Raw genomic sequence first — 25,075 nt, forward strand, 5'->3', positions numbered from 1 at the left:
CGTGGTTGACCCGCACCCCGGATCTGCTGCGCACGTCCCAGCCGGATCTCCACCCGGCACGGGACGATCCGTCGCCGCGATCTCCGTAGCGTTCCTCCACACCGGCTGCGGCAACTCCGACCCTGGGCCGCGCAACTCCCCCTCCCGGATAGGCGCAGCACATGCGAGCTCAGGTCAGGCACGGCGTCACGCCCGCCGGTACGTGGGAAGTCGTGTCCTGGCCGCCGCACCCGCGGCTGCGGGGGCAGGTGCTCGGCTACCGCGGCTGCCGGCTCGGCCTGGAGGTGCCGCGGCGGCGGCTGGAACTCCCGGTGGACGTGGTCACGATGTTCCTCGGCTTCGGCGAGCCCATGCGGGTGCACGGCGCCGGGACGCACGTGATGGCTTCGGCCACCGCCGTCTCACTGGTCGCGGGACCGCACGAAGGCGCGGTGATCGGTGAGCACCGGGGCAGGCTGTGCGGCATCGAGGTTTCGATGACGTCACTCGCCGCGTTCACGTTGTTCGGCCTGCCGGTCGACCGGTTGACCAACCGGGTCGTCGACCTCACGGAACCGGGTGGCTTCCGGGTTCCGGTCGTCGCGGGCGCGTTGGCGGCGCTGCCGGACTGGCCGGCGCGGTTCGCACGCCTGGACGAACTGCTCCTGGACCGGCTCGACGCGGGCCCGGCCTGGTCGCCTCAGGTCGAGCACCTCTGGCAGCGGCTCCGGCGCAGCCGGGGACGGCTGGCCGTCTCGGCGCTCGCGGCCGAAGCCGGCTGGAGCGGACGGCACCTGGAAAGCCGCTTCCGGCAGCAACTCGGCCTCACCCCGAAACGGCTGGCCCGGATTCTCCGGCTCCAGAACGCGCTGCACCTGCTGACCGCCGGGAACCGGCCCCTCGCGCACGTCGCCGTGGATTCCGGCTACTACGACCAAGCCCACCTCGGCACCGATTTCAAGGCCCTCACCAGTTGTACGCCCGCGGAATTCCGCCGCATCCGCGCGGGCACCCCGGCCGTGCAGGCACTGCTGACCGATCGGCTGGCCGGGCACGTCACCAGTGCGCCGCTCCTCGGGCACTGAGTTCGGTTTCTTCCAAGACCGGCCGGGCCGCGCCACCGGACACTGACCCGGCACGATCCGGCTCGACGACGATCAGCGTGGCACGAGCCGCAGGGGCCGGGCGTGGGAAGGGGAAGTACGCATGCGTGGAAGTCCCAAGGGACGTTGGACGCTGTTGCTCGCGGGGGTCCCGTTCGCCGCACTGATGACGTTGTTCGCGGCGGGCGAGGCTTCGGCGGCGACGAGCTGCTCGTCGACGACCGGTTCGAGTGTCTGCTACACGACCGGCGAACACCACCTCGAGGTGTGTGACACCAAAGGCGACGGCTGGTCCGCCTACGCCTGGTGGAACGCCGGCACGAGCCATTCCCAGCCGACGAACCGCGCCCAGTTCACCGGCGGCTCGTCCCACTGCGGCGATTTCTCGGTGTCCGGGTCCGGTGGCAAGGTCTCGTTCCAGGCCTGCCGGGACGTCCGCCACGACCCGGACAACTGCGGTTCCTGGGTCACCGTGACCTACTGAGGTCCGCGTCAAGGTGCGGTGGGCAGGGCGGCCCCCTGCCCGCCTCCCTTTGTGGAACGCGGTCATGACGGGCCGTCGGCCAGGCGCTCCAGCACGGCGAAGACCCGGTCGACGTCGGCCCCGGTCGTCCGCCAGTTGCTGAAGGCGGCGCGCAGCGCCGGCCGGCCGTCGTACACCGTCGGCGTGAGGAAGGTCGTCCCGTCCTCGGCGATGTCGCGCACGAGCGTGTCGATCCGGTCCTGCGTGACCTTTCCGGCCGGGGTGAAGCAGACGACGTTGAGCCGCACCGGCGCGAGGAGGTGCCAGTGCGGCGAGCCGTCGATGCGCGCGCCCAGGTCGCGGGCCAGCGCGACACAGCGCTCGACAATCTCGCGGTGCCCGGCGCGGCCGTACGCCACGAGCGAGAACCAAGCCGGGAGTGCGCGCAGCCGCCGGGAATTCTCCGGTGTCAGGTGCAGGAAGTCCGGGGTGTCGCCGATCTCGCCGAGGTAGGCCGCGTTGTTGCTGAACACGCGCAGCTGCAGGTCGCGGCGGCGGGTGAACTGGACGGCCGAGTCGTAGGGCACGTTGAGCCACTTGTGCAGGTCGACGACCACCGAATCGGCCTGGTCGAGGCCGGCGGTGAGCGCCGCGTGGTCCGGGGCCAGCGCGGCGAACCCGCCGAACGCGGCGTCGACGTGCAGCCAGAAGTCGTACCGCTGCTTGAGTGCGGCGATCGCCCGCAGGTCGTCGAAGTCGACGGTGTTGACCGTCCCCGCGTTCGCGACGACGACGGCGGGGCCGTCGAGCGTCTCGAGCGCTTCGGCGAGCTTCGCGACGTCGACGGCCTCGCGACCCGGCAGCACCGGCACCTGCCGCAGGGCGGAACGCCCCATCCCGAGGAAAGACAACGCCTTCAGGACGCTCGAATGCGGTGAACCGGACAGGACGGTGACGGGACCGAGCGCCGCGGTGCCTTCGGTGGAGACGGTCACCCCGGCCCGTTCGCCGAGCCACTCGCGGGCGATGGCCAGCCCGGTCACCGTGGACATCGTGGCGCCGGTGACGAACGCGCCGGAGAACTCCGGGCCCAGCCCGAACAGCTCGGCCAGCCAGCCGACGGTCTCGCGTTCCAGGTCCTGCGCCGAGGAGTCCATGCCACTGGCGGGGTTCTGGTCGTAGGCGGCGGTGAGCCAGTCCCCGGCCAGCGCGGCCGGGGTCGAGCCGCCGGTCACGAAACCGAGGTACCGCGGGCCGGCACTGGCGGCGAAGCCGGGTTCCCAGCGCCGCGTGAACTCGTCCAGGGCACCGCGCGCGCCGGTGCCTTCGCGCGGCAGGGGTGCGGGGTCGACCGGCACGGGCGGGACGGCGGCCGGCCGCCGGTCCAGCCCGGCGAGTGCCTCGGCCGCGAGTTTGCTTGCGGTGCCGAGGAGATCGGGCAGGGAGTTCAGGTCTTCGGCGAGCCTCGGGTCCATCGCACCGACGCTAGGCGCGGCGAGGCCCGGCTGTCGCGGGCCAATCCCCCGAAACTGGCCCGCTCGCGTGATTGGACGGGCATCTCGCGTGATCGGAGGGGCATCACGCGCGGCGGAGGCGGCGGACCCGGGACTCGGCCGGGTCGAACGCCACCCGGCGCAACGGCGCCGCCAGCAGCAGCACCACCGCCATCGACGACAGCGCCGCCAGCACCAGCGCCGCCACGAACTGGGCCGCGCCCGACGTCGCCGTCGCCAGGACCGCGTAGCCGGCCAGCACCAGGGCCGGCGGGGCCAGGAAGCCGGTCACCACCGGCACCAGCGGCACCCGGTCACCGTCGGGGCGGCGGGCGGACACCACCGCCGCCCCGGCGCAGGTGACCGCCGCGACCAGCAAGCAGCCGCCGACGGTGTCGCTCAACCGGTGCCAGCCCAGGGCCACCGCGGCCGCCGAGACCCAGGCGACGCCGAATCCCCCGGTCACCAGGGCCGTCCGCCGGAACCGGCGGGGCAGGACGATCGCGAGCGCCACGAGCACGGCCATCGCCGCGCTGGCGTGCCCGCTCGGGAAGCTGTTGTGGCTCGCCACGCCGAGGCGGTCGCCGGTGCTCGGGCGCTCCAGGACGTACAGCTTGAGCAGCTGCGCCACCACCAGCGGCGCGGCCAGCAGGACCAGCGCCGGCACGCCGAGGGCCAGCCGCCGCCGCACCAGGGCGATCGCCACGATCAGGACCGCCACCCCGCCGAGCGCCACCACCAGGTCGGCCTCCCGCAGCGGGGCCGCCCAGTCCACTGTGGTCCCCGCGGACTGGGCACTGCGGACGACGCCGTTCTCGACGCCGCGGCCGGCCTCCGTGCGGACGAACAGCAGGTAGGCCGCGACGAAAGCCAGGGCGAACCCGGCCGCGCCCGCCGCCAGGACCGCCGTGCGGGACGCGGCCCGGGTCACGATCGCGGGGCGGGCCGGGCGGCCCGCGGAAGGTGCGTCGGTGAGGATCACTGCCATGTCCCCGAGTCTGGAACGAGCTTTTCGGGATCCCGTCAACGCGATGTCATGGTTTCGCTACAAGATCCGCCCGGGTCGCCATGACGTGCGCTTTTCCGAATAATGGCGCCGTGGCCGAGGTACTGGTGGTAGAGGACGACGCGGCGGTGCGGGAGGGGCTGCAGCTGGCCCTGCGCAGGCAGGGGCACGTGGTGCACACCGCGGAATCGGGCGAGCTCGGCATCGAGGGGCTCGTGCGCCACCGGCCCGACATCGTCGTGCTCGACCTGATGCTGCCCGGCATGGACGGCTTCGAGACCTGCCGCCGGATGCGGGCGTCCGGGCCGGTCCCGATCATCATGCTCACCGCCCGCAGCGACGACTTCGACGTCGTGGCCGGGCTCGAAGCGGGCGCCGACGACTACGTCGCCAAGCCGGTCGAGCCGCGCGTGCTGGACGCGCGGATCCGGGCCGTCCTGCGCCGGGCGATCGGTGAGCGGCCGGGCGAGCCCGCCGCGGCCGAGGAGCGGCACGGCGACCTGGTGATCGACCGGGCCGCGCTCCAGGTGACCAAGCGCGGCGCGCCGGTGTCGCTGACCCCGACCGAGCTCAAGCTGCTGCTCGAGCTCTCGCGCACGCCCGGGCAGGTGTACAGCCGCCAGCAGATCCTGTCCGCGGTGTGGGACCACGACTACCTCGGGGACTCCCGGCTCGTCGACGCCTGCGTGCAGCGGCTGCGCGCGAAGATCGAGGACGTGCCGGCGCACCCGGAGCACGTGCAGACGGTCCGGGGGTTCGGCTACCGGTTCGGCCGGTCGTGACGGCACCGCGGATCCGGTCCTGGCTCGCCGGGCTGCGGCCCCGGCTGGTGGCCGCGTTCGCGGTGATCATGATCCTCGGCGCCACCACCGCGGCGGGCGTGAGCTACGTCTTCGCGCGCCGGGCCATCCTGGAAGGCGTCCAGGACCAGACGATGCTGAAGCTGCGGGACCAGATCGTCGCGTACCTGCCCACCATGTCGCTGCCGCCGTCCCAGGCCACGCTCGACGCCTTCGCGACGGCGCTCAAGTCCAGCAACGCGCTCGTCGTCTACCAGGACCTGCACGCGACCTCGGGCCTGTCGATCGACGACGTGCCGGGCGACCTGCGCCACACCGTGGCCACCACCACCGACATCCAGTTCCAGCGCGTCGACGTCCAGGGTTTCCCGCTGTTCTTCGTCGGTGTCCCGGTGCAGACCCCCAGCGGGCGGCCGAGCGGCCTCGAGGTCTACTCGATGACGCGGCTGATCGACCAGCAGGAGGCGATCGACGAGCTGGCCCGCAACGCCTTTCTGTTCTCCGCGCTGGCCCTGCCCTTCGCGGTCGGGGTCGCGCTGCTGGCGGCGCGGCAGGTGCTGCGGCCGGTGCGCGCGCTGAACGCCGCGGCGAGCCAGCTCGGCCGCGGCCGGCTGGACGTGCGGCTGCGCGCCAAGGGCTCCGACGAGCTCGCGCAGCTGGTCACGACGTTCAACCACACCGCGGCGGAGCTGGAGCGCACGATGGGCAGCCTGCGCACGATGGAGGCGGACGCGCGGCGGTTCGTCGCCGACGTCTCCCACGAGCTGCGGACCCCGCTGGCGGCGATGAACGCGGTCACCGACGTGCTCGACGAGGACGCCGAGCAGCTGCCGCCGGACACCGCGGTCGCGGCGCGGCTGGTTTCGGCGGAGACGCGTCGGCTGACCCGGCTGGTGCAGGACCTGATCGAGATCTCCCGGTTCGACGCCGGGCGGGCGGAGCTGCGCCGGGAGGGGCTGGACGTCGCCGCGGCGATCACCGACACCCTCGCCGCCCGGGGCTGGGAACCGGGGACCGACCTGGTCGCCGACCTGCCGCCGGGGATCAGGGCGGCCCTCGACCGGCGGCGGCTCGACATCGTCGTGGCGAACCTGGTCGGCAACGCGCTGCGGCACGGCGCGCCGCCGGTCGAGGTGGTGCTGCGGCAGGAGCACGATGACGTCGTGCTCACCGTCACCGACCACGGCCCGGGCATCCCCGCCGACGTGCTGCCGACGGTTTTCGACCGCTTCACCAAGGCCGACACCGCTCGCGCCCGGTCCGAGGGCAGCGGCCTCGGGCTCTCCATCGCGCGGGAGAACGCACGGCTGCACGGTGGCGACATCGTCGCGGCCAACACCGGCACCGGTGCCCGGTTCGAGCTGCGCCTGCCCCGGGAGGTCCCGTGAAGATACTCGTCGTCCTCGCGGTGCTGCTGCTGGTGAGCGGGTGCGGGATCCAACCGACGCCGGTGCTCGAGGCGGGCCCGGCGCCGACCCTGCGGAGCCCGGCGAGCGACGGCCGCGGCACCGAACCGATCCTCTACTTCGTCCTCGCCGACCGGGTGACCCCGGTGGTGCGGCCCTCCGCCGGGGTGGTGGGCATCGAGTCCGCGCTGAGGATGCTGATGGACGGACCGTCCGCCGACGAGCGGGAAGGCGGGTACACGACGGACCTCCCCCACCTCTCCGGCGCGATCACCTCGACCCCCGGCCCGCCGACGACGATCACCGTCCCGTTCCCGTTGCGGCCGATCACCAGCGCCGGGATCAACCAGCTGGTCTGCACCGCGTTCGCGGCGCTGGCCGCCCAGGGTGGGTACACCGCCGACGGCACCGTCGCCCTCGCCGGCCCGGACGTCCTGCTGCCCTACCAGACGTGCCAGGCGTGAGGGCCGATGTCGACATGACGCCAAAGCCTCAGCCGGGGTAGGGGCGCGCCGCCCGGGCCTCGGTCAGCGACCGGGCCCACCAGCCCAGCTGGTCGAGCATCGCCTTCGCCGCGACGCCCGCCGCGGCGTCGTTCGGCACGCCGTCTTCCCCGAACCGCGCCTGGGCGCCGTGGAAGCTGACCGTCTCGCGGATGGTCACGGCGTGCAGCTCGGCGAAGACCGCGCGCAGGTGCTCGACCGCGCGCAGCCCGCCCGAAATCCCGCCGTAGGACACGAAAGCGACCGGCTTGGCCCGCCATTCGGGCCGGTGCCAGTCGATGGCGTTCTTGAGCGAAGCGGGGTAGCTGTGGTTGTACTCCGGGGTGACCACGACGAAGGCGTCGGCGGCTTCGAGCCGCGGCGCGACCTTCGCGACCTCGGCGACCACCGTCGCGGACGGCGCGGCGCCGAAGGCCGGCATGACGAGCGGGAGGTCGGGCTCGGCGAGGTCGACGACGTCGACTTCGAAACCGCCGTGCGCCTCCGCGACCCCGGCCAGCCAGGCCGCCACCACCGGCCCGAACCGTCCTTCCCGGACACTTCCCACGATCACCGCGACCCGGCTCGGCGCTTCCGACACACTTCCTCCTTGACACGCAGGCGTTACCGCTCTCCGCATCAGGGTGGAACTTCAAGTTCGCTTGAAGTCAAGGGTGCTGCCGTGGTTGGCTGGGCACCATGGTGAACGCCACGGCCCGGCCGGTGCCCGACCTGACGGTCGGCGAACTCTCCCGGCGCAGCGGGGTGCCCGCGTCGGCCCTGCGGTTCTACGAAGACGAAGGCCTCATCCGCAGCCGCCGCACCGCGGGGAACCAGCGGCGCTACCGCCGGGACACGCTGCGGCGGGTGACGTTCATCCGGATGTCCCAGCGGGTCGGCATGCCGCTGTCGAAGATCCGGGAAGTGCTCGGCCTGCTGTCCGACGACCGCACGCCCACCCGCGCCGACTGGGCCCGGATCTCGCGGTGCTGGCAGGACGACCTGAACGCGCGGATCCGCCAGATGGAACAGCTGCGCGACCAGCTGGACGACTGCATCGGCTGCGGCTGCATGTCGCTGGCCAAGTGCCGGCTCGCCAACCCCGGTGACCGGCTCGGCGCCGACGGCCCGGGGCCGCGGCGCCTCGCCGACCACCGCGGGGATGGCTACGAAGACTGACGCTCCAGCAGGCCGCGGACGTACATCGCCTGCCCGGCGTGCTGGATGTCGTCGTCGAGGACGCTGATCAGGCGCACGCCCAGCGACACCGGCGGGTCCCAGGCCTCGTCGACGATCCGGTCGAGGTCCTGCTCGCCGAGGCCGGCGACGAACCGGACGGTCTGCTCGTGCACGGCGTCGTAGTAGCCGGTGAGCAGGTCCGGTTCGTCGACGCGGACCGCTTCGACGTCGGCCGGGCGGTGGCCGTAGCCGGTGTCACCGGCCGGGAACGGGAGGCTGAACCGGGAAAGCCAGTCCTGGCCGGTCCACACCTGCTCCGTCCCGGCCACGTCGGCGACGTGGTCGTCCTGGACCCGGCTCAGGTGCCACACCAGCCAGGCGATCGAGTTGGCCTCGTCGTCCGGCCGGGTCCCGAGCTGCCCGGCGGTGAGTCCGTCCACCGCCGCGTGCACCGTGCCCTGGACCCGGCTGAACCCTTCGACGAGCAGATCGGCCACGTTCATCCGGTTGCCTCCCGTTGCTGACACCGTTTCCCGCGTGCTACCCGATCATGCCCGCCGGCAAACCGCGTCCGCTACCGCGGCAGCAGCTGGTCGAAGAACGAGCGGTAGCGGCGCAGCGCGATCCGCAGCTCCTCGGTGGCCGGTTCGCCCTGCTGCCACTGGGATTCCAGCTCGCTCTTGTGCTCGGCGAAGGTGGTGGCCAGCGCGCTGATCACGGCGGCGACGAGCTCGTCGGCCTGCCGGACCGCCTGCTTCGGGTCGTCGACGAAGCCGGTCTGGACGTTCTGCCAGCGCTCGCGGAAGCCGGTGACCTTCTCCTCGTCGATCAGCTCCGGCGTCTCCACGTCGCCACCCGAAGCCGCGGGCCTCTCCACGTCCCGGCCTGAGCCGGCGGGCGTCTCGACATCGCCGCCCGACGCCGCAGGCGTCTCGACATCGCCACCCGATTCGGCAGGCGCTTCCACATCCCCGCCCGAGCCGGCGGGCGCTTCCACGTCGCCGCCCGAGCCGTAGGAGGTGGTGGTGTCGTCGGCATCGTGCCGCCCGGCCGAAGCCAGGTCGGCGGTGCTCAGGTTCTGTTCGTCGTCGGCGGTGTCCGGTTCGCGGAAGTCCGCCCGGTCCTGGCCCGGGACATCGGTGGTGCTGTCATCCCGGTAGCCGCCGGTCTCGTGCACGTCCTCACGCCCCGTCAGGTCCCGGTCGTCCTCGGCGTCGTGCCGCGTCAGGTGCTCGGTCATGGTCAACGTCCTCCATTCCACTCGGTCCGCGGGTTCGCGGACGCCTGGCGCTCGGTCTCGTGACGGTCGGTGTCACGACGGTCGGTCTCGTGAAGCTCGGTCTCGTGACGGTTGCTGTCGTCACGGCCGGCGTCGCGACGATCGGCCGCCCGCTCCTCGGTGCGGTCACGATCGTGGTCGTGCCCGCCGTGGTCGTGCCCGTTCCGGCGGTCGTGGTGGTCGTGCTGCTCGTCGCCGGCGCCGTCGGTCAGCAGGTCCTCGAACACGGTGCGGTAGCGCACCATCGCGTCCCGCAGGTCCTCAGTGGACGCACCGTCCGGCTTCTGCTGCGTGGTGTGCGCGGCCCGGTAGTTCTCGAGGGTCTTGGCGTGCCGCACGGAAAGGTCGGCCACCTGCTGCTCGTAGCCCTCGGTCGGGTACCCGCGTTCGGCCATCAGCGAGGTCAGCAGCTGGTCGGCCTCGGCGACCGCCGGGGCCGGCTCGTCGACGAACTTTTCCTGCACCTGCGCCCATTCCCGGACGTAGCGCTCGCGCGCCGACGTCGAAAGCGGCCGGATGTCGAGCTCCTTGTGCCGGCGTTCCCGTTCGGCGAGCTCGCGCTGCGCGGCACGGGGGCTGTCCTTCTCCGCGACCGTGCGGTCGTACTCGGGACCGAACCGCTGCTGCAGCCGTTTTCGTTGCATTTCCTGCGTCACCAGCCAGATCACGGCGCCGAGCACCGCAACGGCCACGACGACGATCAAGACGATCAGCCATGTGGGCATCGCTCAAACTCCTTCAAGGATGTCAAGCCCCCGATGCGAGCGGTGTTCCCGGATTACCTCGGCCGAAAACGGGCACGGGGCTCCCGACCTCGGGATTCGGCCGTCCGGCGGCGCCAATACGGCCGGATGCCCGCGACCCGCACGGGGAGGTGACGGTGCTGGCACGGCGTAGCTAGCACCGTTATCAGTAACGGAGTATCGTTGATAACAGACCGAGTGAAGCGGCGGCCACCGATGCCGCCCGGACCGGAAAGAAGGAACCGATGAGCACCCCCACCGACTCCCGCGTCGCGATCGTCACCGGCGGCTCCCGCGGCATCGGCCGCCAGGTCGCCGAGCGCCTGGCCGCCGACGGCATGGCGGTCGTCGTCAACTACGCGGGCAACGAGAAGGAGGCCACGGCCACCGTCGAGGCCATCACCGCGCGCGGTGGCCGGGCCATCGCGGTCCGCGCCGACGTGGCCGACCCGGCCGCGGTCGCGGAGCTGTTCGACACCGCGGAACGCACGTACGGCGGCGTGGACGTCGTCGCCCACCTGGCCGGCGTGATGAACCCGCCGACCCCGATCGCCGACACCGACTTCGAGGTCCTCGACCGCGTGCACCGCACCAACATCCGCGGCACGTTCGCGGTGGCCCAGCAGGCCGCGCGGCGGGTGCGCGACGGCGGCGCGGTGATCACCACCTCGACGTCGGTGCTCGGGCTGAACCTGCCCGGCTACGGCATCTACAACGCGACGAAGGGCGCGGTCGAGGCGATCACCATGATCCTGGCCCGCGAGCTGCGCGGCCGCGACATCACCGTGAACACGGTCGCGCCCGGCCCGACCGCGACCGCGCTGTTCCTCGACGGCAAGGACGAGGAGACGATCGCCCGGATGGCCGAGCAGCCGCCGCTCGAGCGGCTCGGGCAGCCGGAGGACATCGCCGAGGTCGTCGCGTTCCTGGCCGGTCCGGCGCGCTGGGTGAACGGCCAGGTGCTGCGCGCGAACGGCGGCATTGTCTGACGGGCATGCCTAACGGGTGAACCGGCTGACGATGACGTGGTCCTTCGCCGGCCCCCGCACCGCCCACTCCTGCCGCCAGCGGGCGGCGCCGGTCACGCGGTATTCCCCGCGGTAGCGGTCGGCTCCGCAGGGGTGGTCCGCCGTCCAGTGGCCTTCGCGCAGGTCGAGGTCGTGGAAGAAGCCGCCGTGGTCGAAGTGGACCGACGCCCGGCCGGGGCCCGCCGGGCGGTAGTGCAGGGTCCGGGTGACCGGCCCGGTGTGACCGCCCAGCCGCAGCTCGCCCTCCTCGTGGTAGACGAGGACGCCGCCGGCCTCGGTGAAGGTGGCGGTCCCGGTCACCTCGCCCGCCGGGTCGCCGTCCGCGGTGCGGATTTCCCGGTCCAGGCGCCAGGCGCCGCCGAAATACGCGGCGAGATCGGGAACCGGCCAGTACTGCACGCCCCCATTCTGGCACCCCGCGGCGGGGCGGGCCGGAACTGTCGGACCCCCGCTCTATAGTCGGGCGGGTGGCAGAGACCGACCTCGCACCCGCGTCCGACGCGCTGGAGACCCTCCGGCGCGTGTTCGGCTACGACAGCTTCCGCGGCGACCAGGCGGCGATCGTCGAGCACGTGATCGCCGGCGGCGACGCGCTCGTGCTGATGCCCACCGGCGGCGGGAAGTCGTTGTGCTACCAGATTCCCGCGCTCGTGCGGCCCGGCGTGGGCGTGGTGGTCTCGCCGCTGATCGCGTTGATGCAGGACCAGGTCGACGCGCTGCGCAACGCCGGCGTCCGCGCCGGTTTCCTCAACTCCACCCAGGACTACGCGGCGCGGCAGGAGGTGGAGTCGGCGTTCCTGAACGGCGAGCTCGACCTGCTCTACCTGGCGCCCGAACGGCTTTCGGTGGAATCCACCGTGCGGCTGCTCGACCGCGGCAAGATCTCGCTGTTCGCGATCGACGAAGCGCACTGCGTCGCCCAGTGGGGCCACGACTTCCGGCCCGACTACCTCCAGCTCTCGGCCCTGCACGAGCGGTGGCCGGACGTACCGCGGATCGCGCTGACGGCGACCGCGACCGAGGCCACGCACAAGGAGATCGCCGCCCGGCTGAACCTCGGCGAGGCCCGGCACTTCGTCGCGAGCTTCGACCGGCCGAACATCCAGTACCGGATCGTCGGCAAGAACTCGCCGCAGCGGCAGCTGCTGGAGCTGCTGCGCACCGAGCACCCGGGTGACGCGGGAATCGTCTACTGCCTGTCCCGGAACTCGGTGGAGAAGACCGCGGAGTTCCTGGTGCAGAACGGGATTCCGGCGGTGCCCTACCACGCGGGGCTCGACGCGCGCACCCGCGCGAAGCACCAGTCGCGGTTCCTGCGCGAGGACGGGCTGATCGTGGTCGCGACGATCGCGTTCGGGATGGGCATCGACAAACCGGACGTCCGGTTCGTCGCGCACCTCGACCTGCCGAAGTCGGTCGAGGGCTACTACCAGGAAACCGGCCGCGCGGGCCGCGACGGCCTGCCGTCCACCGCCTGGCTCGCGTACGGGCTGCAGGACGTCGTCCAGCAGCGCAAGATGATCGACACGTCCGAGGGTGACGAGGCACACCGGCGGCGGCTGGGTGCGCACCTGAACGCCATGCTCGCGCTGTGCGAGACGGTCGAGTGCCGCCGCGTGCAGATCCTCAACTACTTCGGTCAGCCGGCCGGCCCGTGCGGCAACTGCGACACGTGCCTGAACCCGCCGGAGAAGTGGGACGGCACGATCCCGGCGCAGAAGCTGCTGTCGACCGTCGTGCGGCTGCGCAACGAGCGGCGCCAGAAGTTCGGCGCCGGCCAGGTCATCGACATCCTGCTCGGCAAGTCCACGCCCAAGGTCACGCAGTTCCAGCACGACACGCTCAAGACGTTCGGCATCGGCACCGAGCTGCGCGAGCCGGAATGGCGCGCGGTGGTGCGGCAGCTGCTAGCCCAAGGCCTGCTCGCCGTCGAAGGCGACTACGGCTCGCTCGTGCTCACCGAGACGAGCGCGGAGGTGCTGGGCGGCGATCGCCAGGTGCTGCTGCGGCGCGAACCCGAGCGGGCGCCCGCCGCGAAGGTCCGCAGCGCCAAGAAGGCCGCCGCCGCGGTCGTGGAGATGCCCGCGGAGGCGGCCCCGCTGTTCGAACGCCTGCGGGCCTGGCGGGCCGCCACCGCCAAGGAACAGGGCGTGCCCGCCTACGTCGTCTTCCACGACGCGACCCTGCGCCAGATCGCCACGCAACGGCCGGCGTCACTGGCGGATCTGGGCACGGTCAGCGGCGTCGGGGAGAACAAGCTCGCCAAGTACGGCGAGGGGCTCTTGGAGGTCCTGACCGCCGGGTGATCACCGGCCGGTAGCCGGCCCGGGGTGGCCCGGCTGCCCGGTCACCGAGTTGACCTTGCGGACCGCGCCGGCGATCTGCTGGTGGTACTTGCCCTTGGTCTTGTCGTCGACGAACTTCGCGGCCTTGCCGACGGCCTGGTTCACCTTTTCGGGGTTCTTCTTGGCATAAGCGCGAGCCGCACCGGCGGCGCCGGCCAGCATGGTCAGCTTCTTCATCAGAGGCACGGTGGCCCTCCCTCGTCGGTTGCGGTCATCCTGACAACGCGGACGAACCACCCGGAGGTTCCCCGTGTGACGAGGGCCAAAACCTGGGCCCGCCGCGGGCGGCGCCGGAAAAGGCCGCGCGGACCGCCGCCGCGCGGCCCTAGGCTCGCGATCATGCGCGACCTGGCCGCCCTGCCGAAGGCTCACCTGCACGTCCACCTGGAGAGCACGATCCGCCCCGCCACGCTCCGCGAGCTGGGCGAGGCGAACGGGGTCGACGTCCCGGGCGAGCCGCCGGTGTTCGACGGCTTCCGCGCCTTCGCCGACTACAACGCGCTGATCCGGTCCTGCCTCCGGCGGCCGGAAGACTTCGAACGCATCGCGCGCGAGTACTGTGAGGACGAAGCCGCCCAGGGCACGCGCTACGCCGAAATCACCTTCACCGCGGCCTCGCACGGGGAACGCTTGGGCGATCTCGAGATGCCTCTCGCATCCGTCCTCAAAGGACTGTCGCAGAGCACCGACCTGGCGTGGCGGCTGCTGCTCGACCACTCCCGGCGCCGCTCGGTCGAGCGGGCCGAGCGCACCCTCGACCTCGCGTTGAAGTACGACGACGTCTTCGCGATCGGCATGGCCGGCGAGGAAAACCACTCACTGCGGCCCTTCGCGACACTCTTCGAGAAGGCTCGCGCGGCCGGCATCCACCTGCTGCACCACACTGGCGAAGACGCCGGACCCGCCAGCATCCGCGAAGCCATCGAAGTGGGCCGCACCGAACGCCTCGGCCACGGCATCCGCGTCCTCGACGACCCTTCGCTGGTCGCGGAAGTGCGTGAGCGCGGCCTGGCCCTGGAGGTGTGCCCGTCGTCGAACGTGACGCTGGGGCTGGTGCCGTCGCTGCCCGAACACCCGCTCCCCCGCCTGCTCGACGCGGGCCTGACGGTCACGCTCAACACCGACGTCCCCTCGGTCACCGGCGCCGGCCTGGCCGAGGAGTACGCCCGGGTGCAACGGGCGTTCGGCTACGACGACACGACGATGGCGGACTTCGCCCGTGCGAGCGTCACGGCGTCCTTCGCGTCCGAAGCGACCAAAACGGCCATCCTGCGCGGCATCGACGCTTGGCTCACACCGGCAGCAGGCGGGTGACCAGCGTGCCGAGCTGGTGCACCGTGCGGCACTCGTGCATCGCCACGACCTCGGCGTACTCCAGCGCCGCCGAGTCCCCGGTGGACCACAGCGACCGCCGTTCCGGGTTGAGCCAGTAGACGTGCCGGGCGCGGGACTTGATGGCGCGGACCGCGTCGAGGTTGGGGTCGCCACCGTTGGTGCGGGCGTCGCCGAGGATCAGCACCGACGTCCGCGGGCCGATCGCGTCCAGCCAGTTCTCGGTGAACTGGCGCAGGGAGCCGCCGTAGTCGCTGTGGCCGTCCCAACGCACCAGCGCCGCTTCGGACAGCATGCGCGCGCCCAGGTGTTCGGGGTCGGCCGCGCCGCTGGTGACCAGGTGGGTGACCTCGTCGGCGCTGTCGACGAAGGCGAACACGCGGATCTTGCCGAACTGGTCGCGCAGCGCCTGCACCAGCAGCATGGTGAAGTTCGCGAACCCCGCCACCGAGCCGGAAAGATCGCACAGCAACACGATTTCCGGTCGTCCGGGCCGCCGGTGGCGGTAGGCCGGCCGCAGCGGCACGCCACCGGTCGAGAGCGACCGGCGCAGCGTGCGCCGCAGATCGATCTGCCCGCGCGTGGTCCGCTTGCGGCGGGCGGCCAGGCGCGTCGCCAGCTTGCGGGACAACGGCTGGATGGTGCGCCGCAGCTCCGCGAGCTGGGTGCGGCTGGCGATGAGGAAGTCGACCCGGTCGGGCGACGGCGCGATGGCGTGCTTGGCGACGCGTTCGCGGCCGCGGATCTCGGCCGCGCGGCGCCGCGCCTCCGTGCGGACCTGCCCGCGGAAGCCCTCGACGCGGCGGCGGATCTCGTCGCGGTCGAGCCGGTCGGTGAACTCGCCGCGCGCGCCACCGCCGCGGACCGCGGCCAGCACCCGGGCGATCAGCGTCTGCGGCTGGAGCCGCTCCAGGGTCTGGTGGGCCGAAAAGCCGCCGCCCGGGCCCGACGCCGAGCCGTACTGGCCCAGCATGTCGACGGCGAGGCCGGCGAGCTGGGACAACGCCTGCTGGTCACCGTCGGCGAGCGCGGCGGCCAGCTCTTCCCGCAGTTCCTCCAGCGTCGACGGCCGCTCTTCGCGGGCCCGCTCGGGGGTGCCGATCCCCGCCGGGAAGTAGAGGTCGAAGGCGGCGTCGAAGACCGCGCGCTGCCCGCCGCGCCGGACCAGCGCCGCGGCCAGGCCCTCGCGCACCAGTGCCCGGTCGTCGAGGCCGAGCACCTCCAGCGCCGCGGCGGCGTCGACCGTCTCGGCGGGACCGGCCGGGATGCCCTGGGCGCGCAGCGCCTTGACGAACGCGGCGAGCCGCTCCGGCACGCCGCCGGTCACGACGCGTCCAGGACCTGTTCGAGCTTCAGGCCGGCGCCCGCCTTGGCGATGTCGTCCTGGTGCTTGAGCACGACGCCGAGGCTCTCGCGCACGACCCGCTCGTCCAGCGTCGACGCCCCGAGCGCGAGCAGGGTGCGCGCCCAGTCGATCGTCTCCGCGACCGACGGCAGCTTGCGCAGGTCCATCGCGCGCAGCGCGGCGATCACCCGGACGACGGAATCGGCGAGGGCGGCGTCGATCCCCGGGACCTTGAGCCGGACGATGTCGCGTTCGAGGTCCTCGTCCGGGAAGTCGATGTGCAGGAACAGGCACCGGCGGCGCAGCGCCTCGGACAGCTCGCGCGTCGCGTTGGACGTCAGCACGGCGAACGGCGCGCGCGTGGCGGTGATCGTGCCGAGTTCGGGCACGGTGACCTGGAAGTCGCCGAGCACCTCCAGCAGCAGGCCCTCGACCTCCATGTCGGCCTTGTCGGTCTCGTCGATCAGCAGCACGGTCGGCTCGTCCGAGGAGATCGCCGTCAGCAGCGGGCGGCGCAGCAGGAACTCCTCGCCGAAGATGTCGGTGCGCGCGGCCTCCCACGTCTCGTCGCGGCCGGCGGTGATCCGCAGCAGCTGCTTCGCGTGGTTCCACTCGTACAGCGCGCGGGCCTCGTCGATGCCCTCGTAGCACTGCAGGCGCACCAGCCGCGAGCCGCTGACCTGGGCGACCGCCTTGGCGAGCTCGGTCTTGCCGACACCGGCAGGGCCCTCGACCAGCAGCGGCTTGCCGAGCCGGTCGGCGAGGAACACGGTGGTCGCCACCGCCGTGGACGCCAGGTAGCCCGCCTCGGCCAGCCGGGCCGACACGTCGTCGACGGAGGTGAAGAATCCGGTGCCCACCACGTGCCTCCTAAGCGGTTGCTCACCCGGAGCGTACCGGAAGAGCGGGCTAGCATCGGCCGCGTGACCTACGTTGCCGCTTCCGGCCGATACGACTCGATCCCCTACCGGCGCTGCGGGCGTTCCGGGCTCAAGCTGCCCGCGATCTCGCTCGGGCTGTGGCACAACTTCGGCCACGACCGGCCCCTGGAACCCCAGCGCGCGATCACCCGCCGCGCCTTCGACCTGGGCATCACCCACTTCGACCTGGCCAACAACTACGGTCCGCCGTACGGCTCGGCGGAGGAGAACTTCGGGCGGCTGCTGGCCACGGACTTCCGGCCGTACCGCGACGAGCTGGTGATCTCCACCAAGGCCGGCTATGACATGTGGCCCGGCCCGTACGGCGAGTGGGGCTCCCGCAAGTACCTGCTGTCCTCCCTGGACCAGTCGCTCGGCCGGCTCGGCCTGGACTACGTCGACATCTTCTACTCGCACCGCTTCGACCCCGAAACGCCCCTGGAGGAGACCGTCGGGGCGCTCGACGCCGCCGTCCGCGCCGGGAAGGCGCTGTACGTCGGGATCTCGTCGTACAGCTCGGAGCGGACGGCCGAGGCCGCGCGGCTCCTGCGGGAACTCGGCACGCCGCTGCTGATCCACCAGCCGTCGTACTCGATGCTCAACCGCTGGATCGAGGAGGACGGCCTCCTCGACACCCTCGAAGAGGCGGGCGCGGGTTGCATCGCGTTCTCGCCGCTCGCCCAAGGCCTGCTGACGGACAAGTACCTGAAGGGCGTCCCGGCGGACTCCCGCGCGGCGCAGGGCAAGTCCCTCGACCCGGACACCCTCGACGAGAACCGCCTGGGCCGGGTCCGCGCGCTGAACGACATCGCGAGCCGCCGCGGGCAGTCGCTGGCGCAGCTGGCCCTGGCCTGGGCGCTGCGCGACAGCCGGGTGACGTCGGTGCTGATCGGCGCGAGCAGCGTGCGGCAGCTGGAGGACAACGCCGGCGCGCTCGGCAACCTCGAGTTCTCGTCCGAGGAGCTGACCGAGATCGACGGCCACGCGACCGACGCGGACATCAACCTCTGGAAGCGTTCGTCCGACTCCTGAGCTCAGCCGACGGGGGGTGCCCGCGGGGGCGCCCCCCGTTATCCACTTTACCGGTGCGCACCGACAGTTTCGGCGTCGTCGCCGCGGGCCTCCGTTTCGGCGTCGTCGCCTTGGGCCTCCGCCGACAGGTCCTGCCACTCCGCCCAGGTCGCGAGCCGGTCCGCGTAAGCCTGCTGGACCATCGGGTGGAAGCCCTTCCCGAAGAGCACCCGAAGGGGTGGGTTGGCCGCGTCGACGACCTTGAGCAGGGCCCGGGCGGCAGCGGCCGGATCCCCGGCCGGCTGCCTGCCGGCGACCTCGGCGAGGCGGCGGCGGAGTCCGTCGTAGACCGGGGTGGTCTCGGCGACGTGGCCGTTGGCGAGAGGATCCGGGTTCTTGCCGTCGCGGGTGGCGTAGCCGCCGGGCTCGATGATCGTGACCTTGACGCCGAAGTCCGCGACCTCCTTGGCCAGGGTTTCGTTCAGGGCTTCGATCGCCCACCTGGACGCCTGGTAGGCCCCGCCGAGCGGCATCGCGATGATCCCGGCGGCGGACGACAGCTGGATGAAGTGCCCGGCGCCTTGTTCGCGCAGGACGGGCAGAGCGGCCTGGATGACCCACACCGGGCCGAACACGTTGGTCTCCAGCTGGGCGCGCAGTTCGGGCTCGGTCAGTTCCTCGATGGCGCCGATCTGCGCGTACCCGGCGTTGTTCACGACGACGTCCAGGCGCCCGAAGTGCTCGGCGGCCCGCTTCACGCTCTCGAAGACCGCGGCTTTGTCGGTCACGTCCAGTTCCAGCGGGAGCACCGCGTCGCCGTAGGTGGCGACGAGCGCGTCGAAGCTCTCCGTGGACCGCGCGCTGGCGGCCACCCGGTCGCCTCGGGACAGGGCGGCCTCGACGAAACAGCGGCCCAAGCCGCGCGACGAACCCGTGACGAACCAGACCTTGCTCATGGTGTTTCCGTTCTCCGCAGTGACATCCGATCGCCCACAGGACAGCGGCGGCCGGACGCCCGTGACACCCATGCGGCCGTGACGCCGATCACTCGCAACCTCAACGTTTGACCAAATTTCGTATTTGGTCATACGATGACGTCATGCCACCCGCCGAAGACCGCGCCGAACGGGCCGAACGCATCCTCGACGCCGCTGCCGAACTGCTCCTGCGGGCCGGCTACCGGCGGACGACGATCGAGGACGTCGCCGAGCGGGCCGACGTCGGCAAGGGCACCGTCTACCTGCACTGGAAGAACCGCGAAGAGCTGTTCCTCGCCGTCCTGCTCCGCGAGTCGGTCCGGGTGCTCGAAGAGCTCGTGGCGGCGATCGCGGCCGATCCGCTCAGCGTGCGGCTTTCGCGGCTGACGGAGATCCAGTACGCCAACGTGCTGAAGCGTCCGCTGCTCCGGGCCGGGTACGCCGACGACACCGAGACACTCGGCAAGCTGCTGCCGAAGCTGCACGGCAAACTCGACCCCCGCCACGGGGAAGCCTTCGTCGAGTACCTGGACCTGCTGGCCGCCAACGACCTCCTCCGGACGGACCGGCCGGTTCGTGAGCTCGTCGTCGCCTTCTCGGCCGTGCTGCACGGGTTCCTCGGCGCCTCTCGGCCCCCCGAACCGGCCCTGCTCGCCGACACGGTCGCGCACGCCTTCGAGCCGCTCGCCGTGCCGACGAGGCAGCTGCGTGCCGTGGCACCGCGGGCAATGGCGCTGTTCACCGAAGCCGTCGCGCTCGACCGCAAACAGCTCGAACGCGCCTACTGAAACCCTGGAGGACCTCGTGCGCACCGGAATCCTGATCGACGAACTCGGCGTCGGCTTCGACGCCATCACGGCCCAAGCCCGCGAAGCGGCGAAGCTCGGCTACGGCACGCTGTGGGTCGCGCAGCGCGGCGGCTGGGACGCGCTCACGGCGCTGCCCGCGCTCGCCGCGGCCGCTCCCGGCGTCGGGCTGGGCACGTGCGTCGTGCCGACGTACTCGCGGCACCCGATCACCATGGCGGCGCAGGCACTGACCGTCCAGGCGGCGGCCGGCGTGCCCGTCCACCTCGGTCTCGGGCTGAGCCACCGGTTCATCGTGGAAGGCGAGTTCGGCTACTCCTACGACCGGCCGATCCGTCATCTCCGCGAGTACCTCCAGGCGCTGCACCCGTTGCTGCGCGGCGAAAAGGCGGACGTCCACGGCGAGTCGCTGACGGCCGCGGGCGCGGTGAACGCGCCCGGTACCGAGCTGCCCGCGGTGCTGGTCGGTTCGGTGAGCCCGCAGTCGACGCGGCTGGCCGGCGAGCTGGCCGACGGCGTGATCACGACCTGGGCGGGCCCGCGGGCGATCGGCGAGTTCGTGGTGCCGGCCCTGGGGCGACCGGCCCGGGTGGTGTCCGGCCAGCTGATCTGCGTGACGTCCGAAGTGGACGAACGCCGCAGGTGGCTGGACGAGACGTACGGCGGAGCGGCGGGCATCCCGGCGTACCGGGCGATCCTCGACCGCGACGGCCACGAGCGGATCTCGGACAGCGCGCTCGTCGGCGACGAGGAAACCGTGCGTCGCCAGGTGAAGTCCCTCGAAGCCGCGGGCGCGACGGAACTGCTGGTGATGCCGTTCGGCTCGGCGGAAGAGCAGGCCCGCACCCGCGAACTGCTGGCCCCGTGAACCGCCTCTGGGTCGACGACCTGCGCCCGGCCCCGGACGGCTGGACGTGGGCGAAGACGAGCGCGGAGGCGATCGCCCTGCTCGGCGACGGCGACTTCGCGGCGATCTCCCTGGACCACGACCTCGGCGGCGACGACACGACCCGCCCGGTGGTGCTCTGGCTGTGCGAGCACGACCGCTGGCCGGCCGAGGTGCGCGTCCACACGGCGAACCCGGTCGGCCGCGAGTGGCTGACCGGGATGGCGCGGCGGTACGGGCCCGGGGTCCGCTAATGTCGCGCGTCGCGAGTTGTTTGCAGTGAATGACTCATTCCTGGCGTCCGACGACATGAATGAGTCATTCACTGCATCGGACCAGCCACCGCCAGGAGACTGTCAACGAACCTCGGACGCGCGACACTAGCGCGGTGCCGGCAGGTGGGTCGCCTCCGGGAAGAGGTTCAGCGCCCGCAGGGCCGCGCCCAGCTCGGCGATGTCCGCCGGGTTCGTCAGCGACCGGCCGAGTTCCTCCGTGATCCGCTTCAGGCGGTGGCGGATCGTGTTGGGGTGGCAGAACATCCGCTCCGACGTCAGCTTCGTCGAACCCTGGCAGTCGAACCACGCGCGCAGCGTCAGCAGCAGCACGTTGCGATCGTCGGCGGGTAGCTCGAGCACCGGCTGGAGCACGTGGTGGGCCAGCTGCACCGAGGCCTCCGGGGCGCTGGCCACCAGACCGGCCAGCGGCGACTCGGTGAACTGCACCAGCCCGGGCGTCCCCGGCGTCATGCTCGACAGCGCCACCCGCGCGAGGTGCAGCGCGCGGGCGGTGTTGCCGAGGCCGGTGAACACCGGGCTCATCCCGACCCGGCCCACCGGGTGCTCGCGGACCAGGTCGACGATCGCCGAAGCCGCCGCGGGGTTGCGCAGGGACACGACGCCGACCTGCAGGTCCGGCGTGAGCCGCCACGCCGAAGCGTGCTGGAGCGCGCGCAACCGCGCCTCGACCTGCGGCAGCGGCTCCTGGCCCAGCCGCGGCGTTTCCGCGGCGACGACGACGAACGTGCCGTCCAGGGACAGGTCGAGCACGCGGGCGATGTCCCACAACGTGCCCTCGGTCGCGGCGCCGCCCGCGAACAGCGCCTCCACCAGCGCCGAACGCCGGTTCTGGTGCGCCACCATGACTTCCGCGGTCGTGTCCCGGTAGGACGTCGTGAGGGCCTCGGCCAGGTCGTCGATCAGCGCCCAGATCGCCTTCGTCGCGGCGACCAGCCCGGCCAGGTCCTGCGCCCGGGCGGTCAGCTCGACGAACCGGTGCCAGACTTCGGTGAGCCCGATCCGGTAAGCCCGCAGCAGCTCCGGCAGCGGCGCGCCCTGCAACGCCCGGGCGCGGCCGGTCGCGCGGGCCTGGGACAGGTCCGGCACGTCCGAACCGCGCAGGGTCCGCATCACGTGCTCGAGGTTGGCCCGCACCGAGGTCCGCAGCTCGGCGTGCGTGACGAACCGGGCGTCGGCGTAGACCGGCATTTCGGCGCGGATCTGCCGCACGGTGCTTTCGACGAGTTCCGGCATCGCCGCCTCGACCTCGGTGGCGAGGAGGGCGACGCGCGGCGCGCGGCCGTCGGACAGAAGCGCCTGGTAGTGCATGGTGGCCTCCGGTCCCCGGCCTCCTCGTCGAGGTCCGGGACCGACAGCTAACCCGAACGAGGCCGCCACGTCCGGGTGAACTTTCTACAGCAACCGCGAATGCGGAGGTTCTTTTGTGGAACCTCCGCATTCGCGTCAGGCCAGCTTCGCGGCCGCGCTCTTGATCGCCTCCCGGATCCGGAAGTAGGTGCCGCAGCGGCACACGTTCTGGATGGCGTCGATGTCCGCGTCCGTCGGGTTCTTCGTCTTCTTCAGCAGCGCCACGGCCGCCATGATCTGGCCGGGCTGGCAGTAGCCGCACTGCGCGACGTCCTGCTCCAGCCAGGCCTCCTGGACCGGGTGCAGCTCGTCGCCGTCGGCCAGCCCCTCGATCGTGGTGACCTCGCGCCCGGCGCACTCCGACACCGGCGTGACGCAGGGGTTGAACGCCTCGCCGTCGAGGTGGCTGGTGCAGGCCTTGCAGACGTTGATGCCGCAGCCGTACTTCGGCCCGCGGACCTTGAGCTTGTCGCGCAGCGCCCACAGCATCGGCAGGTCGGCGGGCGCGTCGACGGTGACGGTCTTCCCGTTCACCACGAAGGTGTAGTTCGGCATGGGGCTCTCCTCAGCGCGGGAACGGGTCGAAGTCGACCGGGAAGGTGATCGGGAAGCTGCGAGGCTTGATCCCGGTCGCCCGGGCGTAGGCGTTGGCGATCGCGCCGACCGGCGCCGGCACGCCCAGCTCGCCCGCCCCGCCGATGTCCTCGCCGGTGGCCGGCATGACGTGCACCTGGACGTCCATCGGCGAGTTCTTCTGCCGCGCGTAGTGGAACTGCGAGTAGCTGCCCTCCAGCGGCAGGCCCTTGTCGATGTGCAGGCCCGCGGTGAGCGTCGTCGAAATCGCGTCGGTCAGGCCGCCGAGCATCTGCGCCTGGATCCCGCGCGGGTTCACCGGCTTGCCGACGTCGACCGCGATGGTCGCCTTCGTGACGCGCGGGTGCTTCGGGTCGCGCGCGTCCAGCTCGACCAAGCAGGCGGTGTAGGACTTGTACTCGCCGTGCACCGCGATCCCCTGCGCGAACCCGGCGGGCATCTTCTTGCCCCACTCGCCGAGCTCGGCGACCTTGTCGAGCACCGCGCGCTGGCGGTCGGACTTGATGAACTCGCGGCGGAAGGCCACCGGGTCCTTGCCGAGCTTCTTCGCGATCTCGTCGACCATGATCTCTTCGGCGCCGCGGGTGTTCGCCGAGTAGACCGACCGCCACGCCGAGGTGTGGAACTTCAGCGGCACCTCGTTGAGCAGCTGCGTGGTGACGCCGAAGTTGTACGGCGACTTGACGGTCAGCAGGAACACCGTCTGCGCGAAGCTGAGGTTGCCGCCGACGGGCAGCTTCGCCGCGAACGCGGTGAGGATTTCGCCGAGCCCGTGGCTCCAGTCGGTTTCGACGCTCGCGACGCGGTGTTCGAACGTCAGCACCTGCCCGAGCGCGAAGGTGGCGCGGATCCGGTGGTAGCTCGCCGCGCGCCCGCGGCCGTGGCGCATGTCGTCGATCCGGCTCCACATCAGCCGGACGGGCTTCTTCATCGCCTTCGAGATGTGCGCGGCTTCGAGGGCGGCGTCGAAGAACAGCCGCCGCCCGAACGACCCGCCGCCCTGCTGGACGTGCACGGTGACCTTGTTCTCCGGCAGCCCGAGCTCCCGGGCGATGGTTTGCTTCGCCACGATCGGCGACTTCAGCCCGGCCCAGATGGTCGCGCTGTCCTCGCGGACGTCGGCGACCGCGGAGTTCGACTCCATCGGCGCGTGGCTGGCGAAGGCGAAGTCGAACTCGCCGTCGACGTACTGGGTCAGCAGCGGCGGCACCACGAACGGCAGCGCGGCGGCCCGCAGCTTCTTCTTGATCGTCTCGTTGTCCTCGCCGTCGACCGTGCCCGGGCCCCACGTGACGTCGAGGGCGTTCTTGCCGTCGAGGGCCTGCCCGAAGGTTTCGGCCATCACCGCGACGCCGGTCTTCACGACGGCGAGGTCGATGATCCCGGGCATGGCCCGGACGGCAGCCTCGTTGTTGACCTCGGTGACCGTGCCGTTGATGGTCGGCGGGCGCCGCACCATCACCGGGTTCGCGCCGGGGACGTCGAGGTCGAGCGTGTAGACCTGCTTGCCGGTGACCATCGCGCGGGCGTCTTGGCGCGCGGTCGGCGTCCCGACGAGCGTGTGCGCCGACTCGGCCTTCGGCTGGATCGCGCCGACGCTCAGGCCGGAGCGGGCAGCGGACCCGGCGAGGACGCCGTAGGAGGCGCTGCGCCCGTCGGGTGCCCACACCGCACCGTCGCGTGTGGACAGCCGCGAAGCGTCGGTGCCCCACTGCGCCCCGGCCGCGGCGACCATCCGCGCCCGCGCGGTCGCCGCGGTGGCGCGGACCGGGTCGTAGAGCGAGCGCATCGTGTTGGACCCGCCGGTGAGCTGGTTGAACAGCAGCTCGGTGCGGGCGTCGGACAGCACGACGTCGACGCGGTCGAGCGGCAGGTCCAGCTCTTCGGCGACGAGCATGGCGGTCGCCGTCGTGATGCCCTGGCCGACCTCGGCGCGCGGCAGCTGCAGCCGCGCCCGGCCGCCGGTGGTGATCTCCAGGACGAGCATCCCGGCGGTCGGCACGCAGGAGAGCGTCAGGACGTCACCGAGGTCGAGGATCTCCGCCGGCTGCGGCAGCGTGGGGACGACGGCTTCGGCGCTGGCCGGGGCGACGGCGTCGGCGGTCAGCTTCGTGGCGACGGTGAGCGTGGGCGCGGCGACCAGGTAGGTCAGGAAGCGGCGGCGGCCGACCTGCCCGGGCTCGGGCTGTTCGGTGGTGGGACTGGCCATCGGGGATCCCTTGCTGGGAGGTGGCGGGGTGCGCGCCACGCTAAGG

General features: G+C 72.0%; 27 protein-coding genes. 13 read left to right on the forward strand and 14 right to left on the reverse strand.

Annotated elements, in window-relative coordinates:
• The first annotated feature begins 161 nt into the window (after positions 1-161).
• Positions 162-1,064, forward strand: a complete 903-nt coding sequence (locus AB0F52_RS27735; protein ID WP_360177048.1) for a helix-turn-helix transcriptional regulator — start codon at positions 162-164, stop codon at positions 1,062-1,064.
• Between the two features lie 121 nt (positions 1,065-1,185).
• A complete protein-coding gene (locus tag AB0F52_RS27740; RefSeq protein WP_360177051.1) occupies positions 1,186-1,566 on the forward strand; it encodes a hypothetical protein in 381 nt (126 codons plus the stop codon).
• Positions 1,567-1,628: 62 nt separating this feature from the next.
• Here AB0F52_RS27740 and AB0F52_RS27745 read toward each other — a convergent pair whose 3' ends face one another.
• Positions 1,629-3,020, reverse strand: a complete 1,392-nt coding sequence (locus tag AB0F52_RS27745; protein ID WP_360177054.1) for a pyridoxal-dependent decarboxylase — start codon at positions 3,018-3,020, stop codon at positions 1,629-1,631.
• Between the two features lie 103 nt (positions 3,021-3,123).
• A complete protein-coding gene (locus tag AB0F52_RS27750) occupies positions 3,124-4,020 on the reverse strand; it encodes a phosphatase PAP2 family protein (protein ID WP_360177535.1) in 897 nt (298 codons plus the stop codon).
• Positions 4,021-4,136: 116 nt separating this feature from the next.
• On the opposite strand from AB0F52_RS27750, the gene AB0F52_RS27755 reads away from it, so the two are divergent.
• Genes AB0F52_RS27755 through AB0F52_RS27765 form a run of 3 tightly spaced genes read left to right on the forward strand, consistent with a single transcriptional unit; the run spans position 4,137 to position 6,714 of the window.
• Positions 4,137-4,826, forward strand: a complete 690-nt coding sequence (locus AB0F52_RS27755) for a response regulator transcription factor (protein WP_360177057.1) — start codon at positions 4,137-4,139, stop codon at positions 4,824-4,826.
• The gene (locus AB0F52_RS27760) at positions 4,823-6,232 is read left to right on the forward strand and encodes a HAMP domain-containing sensor histidine kinase (protein ID WP_360177060.1); all 1,410 of its coding nucleotides are present in this window, start codon (positions 4,823-4,825) and stop codon (positions 6,230-6,232) included. Before AB0F52_RS27755 ends, AB0F52_RS27760 begins: the two co-directional genes overlap by 4 nt.
• Positions 6,229-6,714 (forward strand): hypothetical protein, encoded by a 486-nt coding sequence (locus AB0F52_RS27765; protein WP_360177063.1) that lies wholly within the window; start codon positions 6,229-6,231, stop codon positions 6,712-6,714. The genes AB0F52_RS27760 and AB0F52_RS27765 overlap by 4 nt, the downstream gene beginning before the upstream one ends.
• A gap of 28 nt (positions 6,715-6,742) precedes the next feature.
• On the opposite strand, the gene AB0F52_RS27770 is transcribed toward AB0F52_RS27765, so the two are convergent.
• Positions 6,743-7,333 (reverse strand): NAD(P)H-dependent oxidoreductase, encoded by a 591-nt coding sequence (locus AB0F52_RS27770; RefSeq protein WP_360177066.1) that lies wholly within the window; start codon positions 7,331-7,333, stop codon positions 6,743-6,745.
• 98 nt (positions 7,334-7,431) lie between these two features.
• Here AB0F52_RS27770 and soxR point away from each other — a divergent pair, with 98 nt between their 5' ends.
• Positions 7,432-7,911 (forward strand): redox-sensitive transcriptional activator SoxR, encoded by a 480-nt coding sequence (gene soxR, locus AB0F52_RS27775; protein ID WP_360177069.1) that lies wholly within the window; start codon positions 7,432-7,434, stop codon positions 7,909-7,911.
• On the opposite strand, the gene AB0F52_RS27780 is transcribed toward soxR, so the two are convergent.
• The 3 genes from AB0F52_RS27780 to AB0F52_RS27790 all read right to left on the reverse strand — a co-directional run bounded on the left by AB0F52_RS27780 (position 7,899) and on the right by AB0F52_RS27790 (position 9,915).
• Entirely contained in the window at positions 7,899-8,414 is a 516-nt protein-coding gene (locus AB0F52_RS27780; RefSeq protein WP_360177072.1) for a DUF664 domain-containing protein, read from the reverse strand. The genes soxR and AB0F52_RS27780 overlap by 13 nt on opposite strands.
• A gap of 71 nt (positions 8,415-8,485) precedes the next feature.
• On the reverse strand, positions 8,486-9,151 hold the full coding sequence (locus AB0F52_RS27785; protein ID WP_360177075.1) for a hypothetical protein: 666 nt from the start codon (positions 9,149-9,151) through the stop codon (positions 8,486-8,488).
• 2 nt (positions 9,152-9,153) lie between these two features.
• On the reverse strand, positions 9,154-9,915 hold the full coding sequence (locus tag AB0F52_RS27790; RefSeq protein ID WP_360177078.1) for a hypothetical protein: 762 nt from the start codon (positions 9,913-9,915) through the stop codon (positions 9,154-9,156).
• Positions 9,916-10,178: 263 nt separating this feature from the next.
• On the opposite strand from AB0F52_RS27790, the gene AB0F52_RS27795 reads away from it, so the two are divergent.
• Positions 10,179-10,922, forward strand: a complete 744-nt coding sequence (locus tag AB0F52_RS27795) for an SDR family oxidoreductase (RefSeq protein WP_360177081.1) — start codon at positions 10,179-10,181, stop codon at positions 10,920-10,922.
• A gap of 9 nt (positions 10,923-10,931) precedes the next feature.
• On the opposite strand, the gene AB0F52_RS27800 is transcribed toward AB0F52_RS27795, so the two are convergent.
• Positions 10,932-11,360, reverse strand: coding sequence for a DUF6314 family protein (locus AB0F52_RS27800; RefSeq protein ID WP_360177084.1), 429 nt, complete (start codon positions 11,358-11,360; stop codon positions 10,932-10,934).
• Between the two features lie 68 nt (positions 11,361-11,428).
• Here AB0F52_RS27800 and recQ point away from each other — a divergent pair, with 68 nt between their 5' ends.
• Complete coding sequence (gene recQ / locus AB0F52_RS27805) at positions 11,429-13,267, forward strand: DNA helicase RecQ (protein ID WP_360177087.1); 1,839 nt, start codon at positions 11,429-11,431, stop codon at positions 13,265-13,267.
• Here the strand turns inward: recQ and AB0F52_RS27810 are convergent, their stop codons facing one another.
• Positions 13,268-13,492: an antitoxin gene (locus AB0F52_RS27810; protein WP_360177090.1), complete on the reverse strand. Its 225-nt coding sequence runs from the start codon at positions 13,490-13,492 to the stop codon at positions 13,268-13,270. It abuts the gene before it with no gap.
• 153 nt (positions 13,493-13,645) lie between these two features.
• Between AB0F52_RS27810 and add the strand changes: the two genes are divergently transcribed.
• Positions 13,646-14,620 carry an adenosine deaminase gene (gene add / locus AB0F52_RS27815; protein ID WP_360177093.1) on the forward strand — a complete coding sequence of 325 codons (975 nt, stop codon included), beginning with the start codon at positions 13,646-13,648 and terminating at the stop codon, positions 14,618-14,620.
• Here add and AB0F52_RS27820 read toward each other — a convergent pair.
• Both AB0F52_RS27820 and AB0F52_RS27825 read right to left on the reverse strand, forming a co-directional pair.
• Entirely contained in the window at positions 14,598-15,965 is a 1,368-nt protein-coding gene (locus AB0F52_RS27820) for a VWA domain-containing protein (RefSeq protein ID WP_360177096.1), read from the reverse strand. The genes add and AB0F52_RS27820 overlap by 23 nt on opposite strands.
• Positions 15,962-16,843, reverse strand: coding sequence for a MoxR family ATPase (locus tag AB0F52_RS27825; protein ID WP_360177099.1), 882 nt, complete (start codon positions 16,841-16,843; stop codon positions 15,962-15,964). Before AB0F52_RS27825 ends, AB0F52_RS27820 begins: the two co-directional genes overlap by 4 nt.
• Before the next feature lie 63 nt (positions 16,844-16,906).
• Between AB0F52_RS27825 and mgrA the strand changes: the two genes are divergently transcribed.
• Positions 16,907-17,935 (forward strand): L-glyceraldehyde 3-phosphate reductase, encoded by a 1,029-nt coding sequence (gene mgrA / locus AB0F52_RS27830; RefSeq protein ID WP_360177102.1) that lies wholly within the window; start codon positions 16,907-16,909, stop codon positions 17,933-17,935.
• 47 nt (positions 17,936-17,982) lie between these two features.
• Here the strand turns inward: mgrA and AB0F52_RS27835 are convergent, their stop codons facing one another.
• Complete coding sequence (locus AB0F52_RS27835; RefSeq protein ID WP_360177105.1) at positions 17,983-18,870, reverse strand: SDR family NAD(P)-dependent oxidoreductase; 888 nt, start codon at positions 18,868-18,870, stop codon at positions 17,983-17,985.
• A gap of 143 nt (positions 18,871-19,013) precedes the next feature.
• On the opposite strand from AB0F52_RS27835, the gene AB0F52_RS27840 reads away from it, so the two are divergent.
• The 3 genes from AB0F52_RS27840 to AB0F52_RS27850 are packed head-to-tail and all read left to right on the forward strand — an operon-like array spanning position 19,014 to position 20,837.
• Positions 19,014-19,679: a helix-turn-helix domain-containing protein gene (locus AB0F52_RS27840; RefSeq protein ID WP_360177108.1), complete on the forward strand. Its 666-nt coding sequence runs from the start codon at positions 19,014-19,016 to the stop codon at positions 19,677-19,679.
• Between the two features lie 16 nt (positions 19,680-19,695).
• Complete coding sequence (locus AB0F52_RS27845; protein WP_360177111.1) at positions 19,696-20,565, forward strand: TIGR03564 family F420-dependent LLM class oxidoreductase; 870 nt, start codon at positions 19,696-19,698, stop codon at positions 20,563-20,565.
• A complete protein-coding gene (locus AB0F52_RS27850; protein ID WP_360177114.1) occupies positions 20,562-20,837 on the forward strand; it encodes a cyclic-phosphate processing receiver domain-containing protein in 276 nt (91 codons plus the stop codon). Before AB0F52_RS27845 ends, AB0F52_RS27850 begins: the two co-directional genes overlap by 4 nt.
• Positions 20,838-20,963: 126 nt before the next feature.
• Here the strand turns inward: AB0F52_RS27850 and AB0F52_RS27855 are convergent, their stop codons facing one another.
• The 3 genes from AB0F52_RS27855 to AB0F52_RS27865 all read right to left on the reverse strand — a co-directional run bounded on the left by AB0F52_RS27855 (position 20,964) and on the right by AB0F52_RS27865 (position 25,029).
• Positions 20,964-22,187: a helix-turn-helix domain-containing protein gene (locus tag AB0F52_RS27855; RefSeq protein ID WP_360177117.1), complete on the reverse strand. Its 1,224-nt coding sequence runs from the start codon at positions 22,185-22,187 to the stop codon at positions 20,964-20,966.
• A gap of 135 nt (positions 22,188-22,322) precedes the next feature.
• Entirely contained in the window at positions 22,323-22,781 is a 459-nt protein-coding gene (locus AB0F52_RS27860; RefSeq protein WP_013224858.1) for a (2Fe-2S)-binding protein, read from the reverse strand.
• A gap of 10 nt (positions 22,782-22,791) precedes the next feature.
• A complete protein-coding gene (locus tag AB0F52_RS27865; protein ID WP_360177120.1) occupies positions 22,792-25,029 on the reverse strand; it encodes a molybdopterin cofactor-binding domain-containing protein in 2,238 nt (745 codons plus the stop codon).
• Between the last annotated feature and the right edge of the window lie 46 nt (positions 25,030-25,075).

It is taken from the genome of Amycolatopsis sp. NPDC024027 (genome assembly GCF_040638975.1).
Taxonomy (GTDB): domain Bacteria; phylum Actinomycetota; class Actinomycetes; order Mycobacteriales; family Pseudonocardiaceae; genus Amycolatopsis.

Coding starts and splice junctions, on each gene's coding strand:
- soxR (WP_360177069.1), top strand. CDS start 7,432: ATGGTGAACGCCACGGCCCGGCCGGTGCCCGACCTGACGGTCGGCGAA.
- AB0F52_RS27860 (WP_013224858.1), bottom strand. CDS start 22,781: ATGCCGAACTACACCTTCGTGGTGAACGGGAAGACCGTCACCGTCGAC.
- AB0F52_RS27795 (WP_360177081.1), top strand. CDS start 10,179: ATGAGCACCCCCACCGACTCCCGCGTCGCGATCGTCACCGGCGGCTCC.
- AB0F52_RS27780 (WP_360177072.1), bottom strand. CDS start 8,414: ATGAACGTGGCCGATCTGCTCGTCGAAGGGTTCAGCCGGGTCCAGGGC.
- AB0F52_RS27740 (WP_360177051.1), top strand. CDS start 1,186: ATGCGTGGAAGTCCCAAGGGACGTTGGACGCTGTTGCTCGCGGGGGTC.
- AB0F52_RS27735 (WP_360177048.1), top strand. CDS start 162: ATGCGAGCTCAGGTCAGGCACGGCGTCACGCCCGCCGGTACGTGGGAA.
- AB0F52_RS27840 (WP_360177108.1), top strand. CDS start 19,014: ATGCCACCCGCCGAAGACCGCGCCGAACGGGCCGAACGCATCCTCGAC.
- AB0F52_RS27790 (WP_360177078.1), bottom strand. CDS start 9,915: ATGCCCACATGGCTGATCGTCTTGATCGTCGTCGTGGCCGTTGCGGTG.
- AB0F52_RS27785 (WP_360177075.1), bottom strand. CDS start 9,151: ATGACCGAGCACCTGACGCGGCACGACGCCGAGGACGACCGGGACCTG.
- AB0F52_RS27835 (WP_360177105.1), bottom strand. CDS start 18,870: ATGAGCAAGGTCTGGTTCGTCACGGGTTCGTCGCGCGGCTTGGGCCGC.
- AB0F52_RS27865 (WP_360177120.1), bottom strand. CDS start 25,029: ATGGCCAGTCCCACCACCGAACAGCCCGAGCCCGGGCAGGTCGGCCGC.
- AB0F52_RS27855 (WP_360177117.1), bottom strand. CDS start 22,187: ATGCACTACCAGGCGCTTCTGTCCGACGGCCGCGCGCCGCGCGTCGCC.
- AB0F52_RS27745 (WP_360177054.1), bottom strand. CDS start 3,020: ATGGACCCGAGGCTCGCCGAAGACCTGAACTCCCTGCCCGATCTCCTC.
- add (WP_360177093.1), top strand. CDS start 13,646: ATGCGCGACCTGGCCGCCCTGCCGAAGGCTCACCTGCACGTCCACCTG.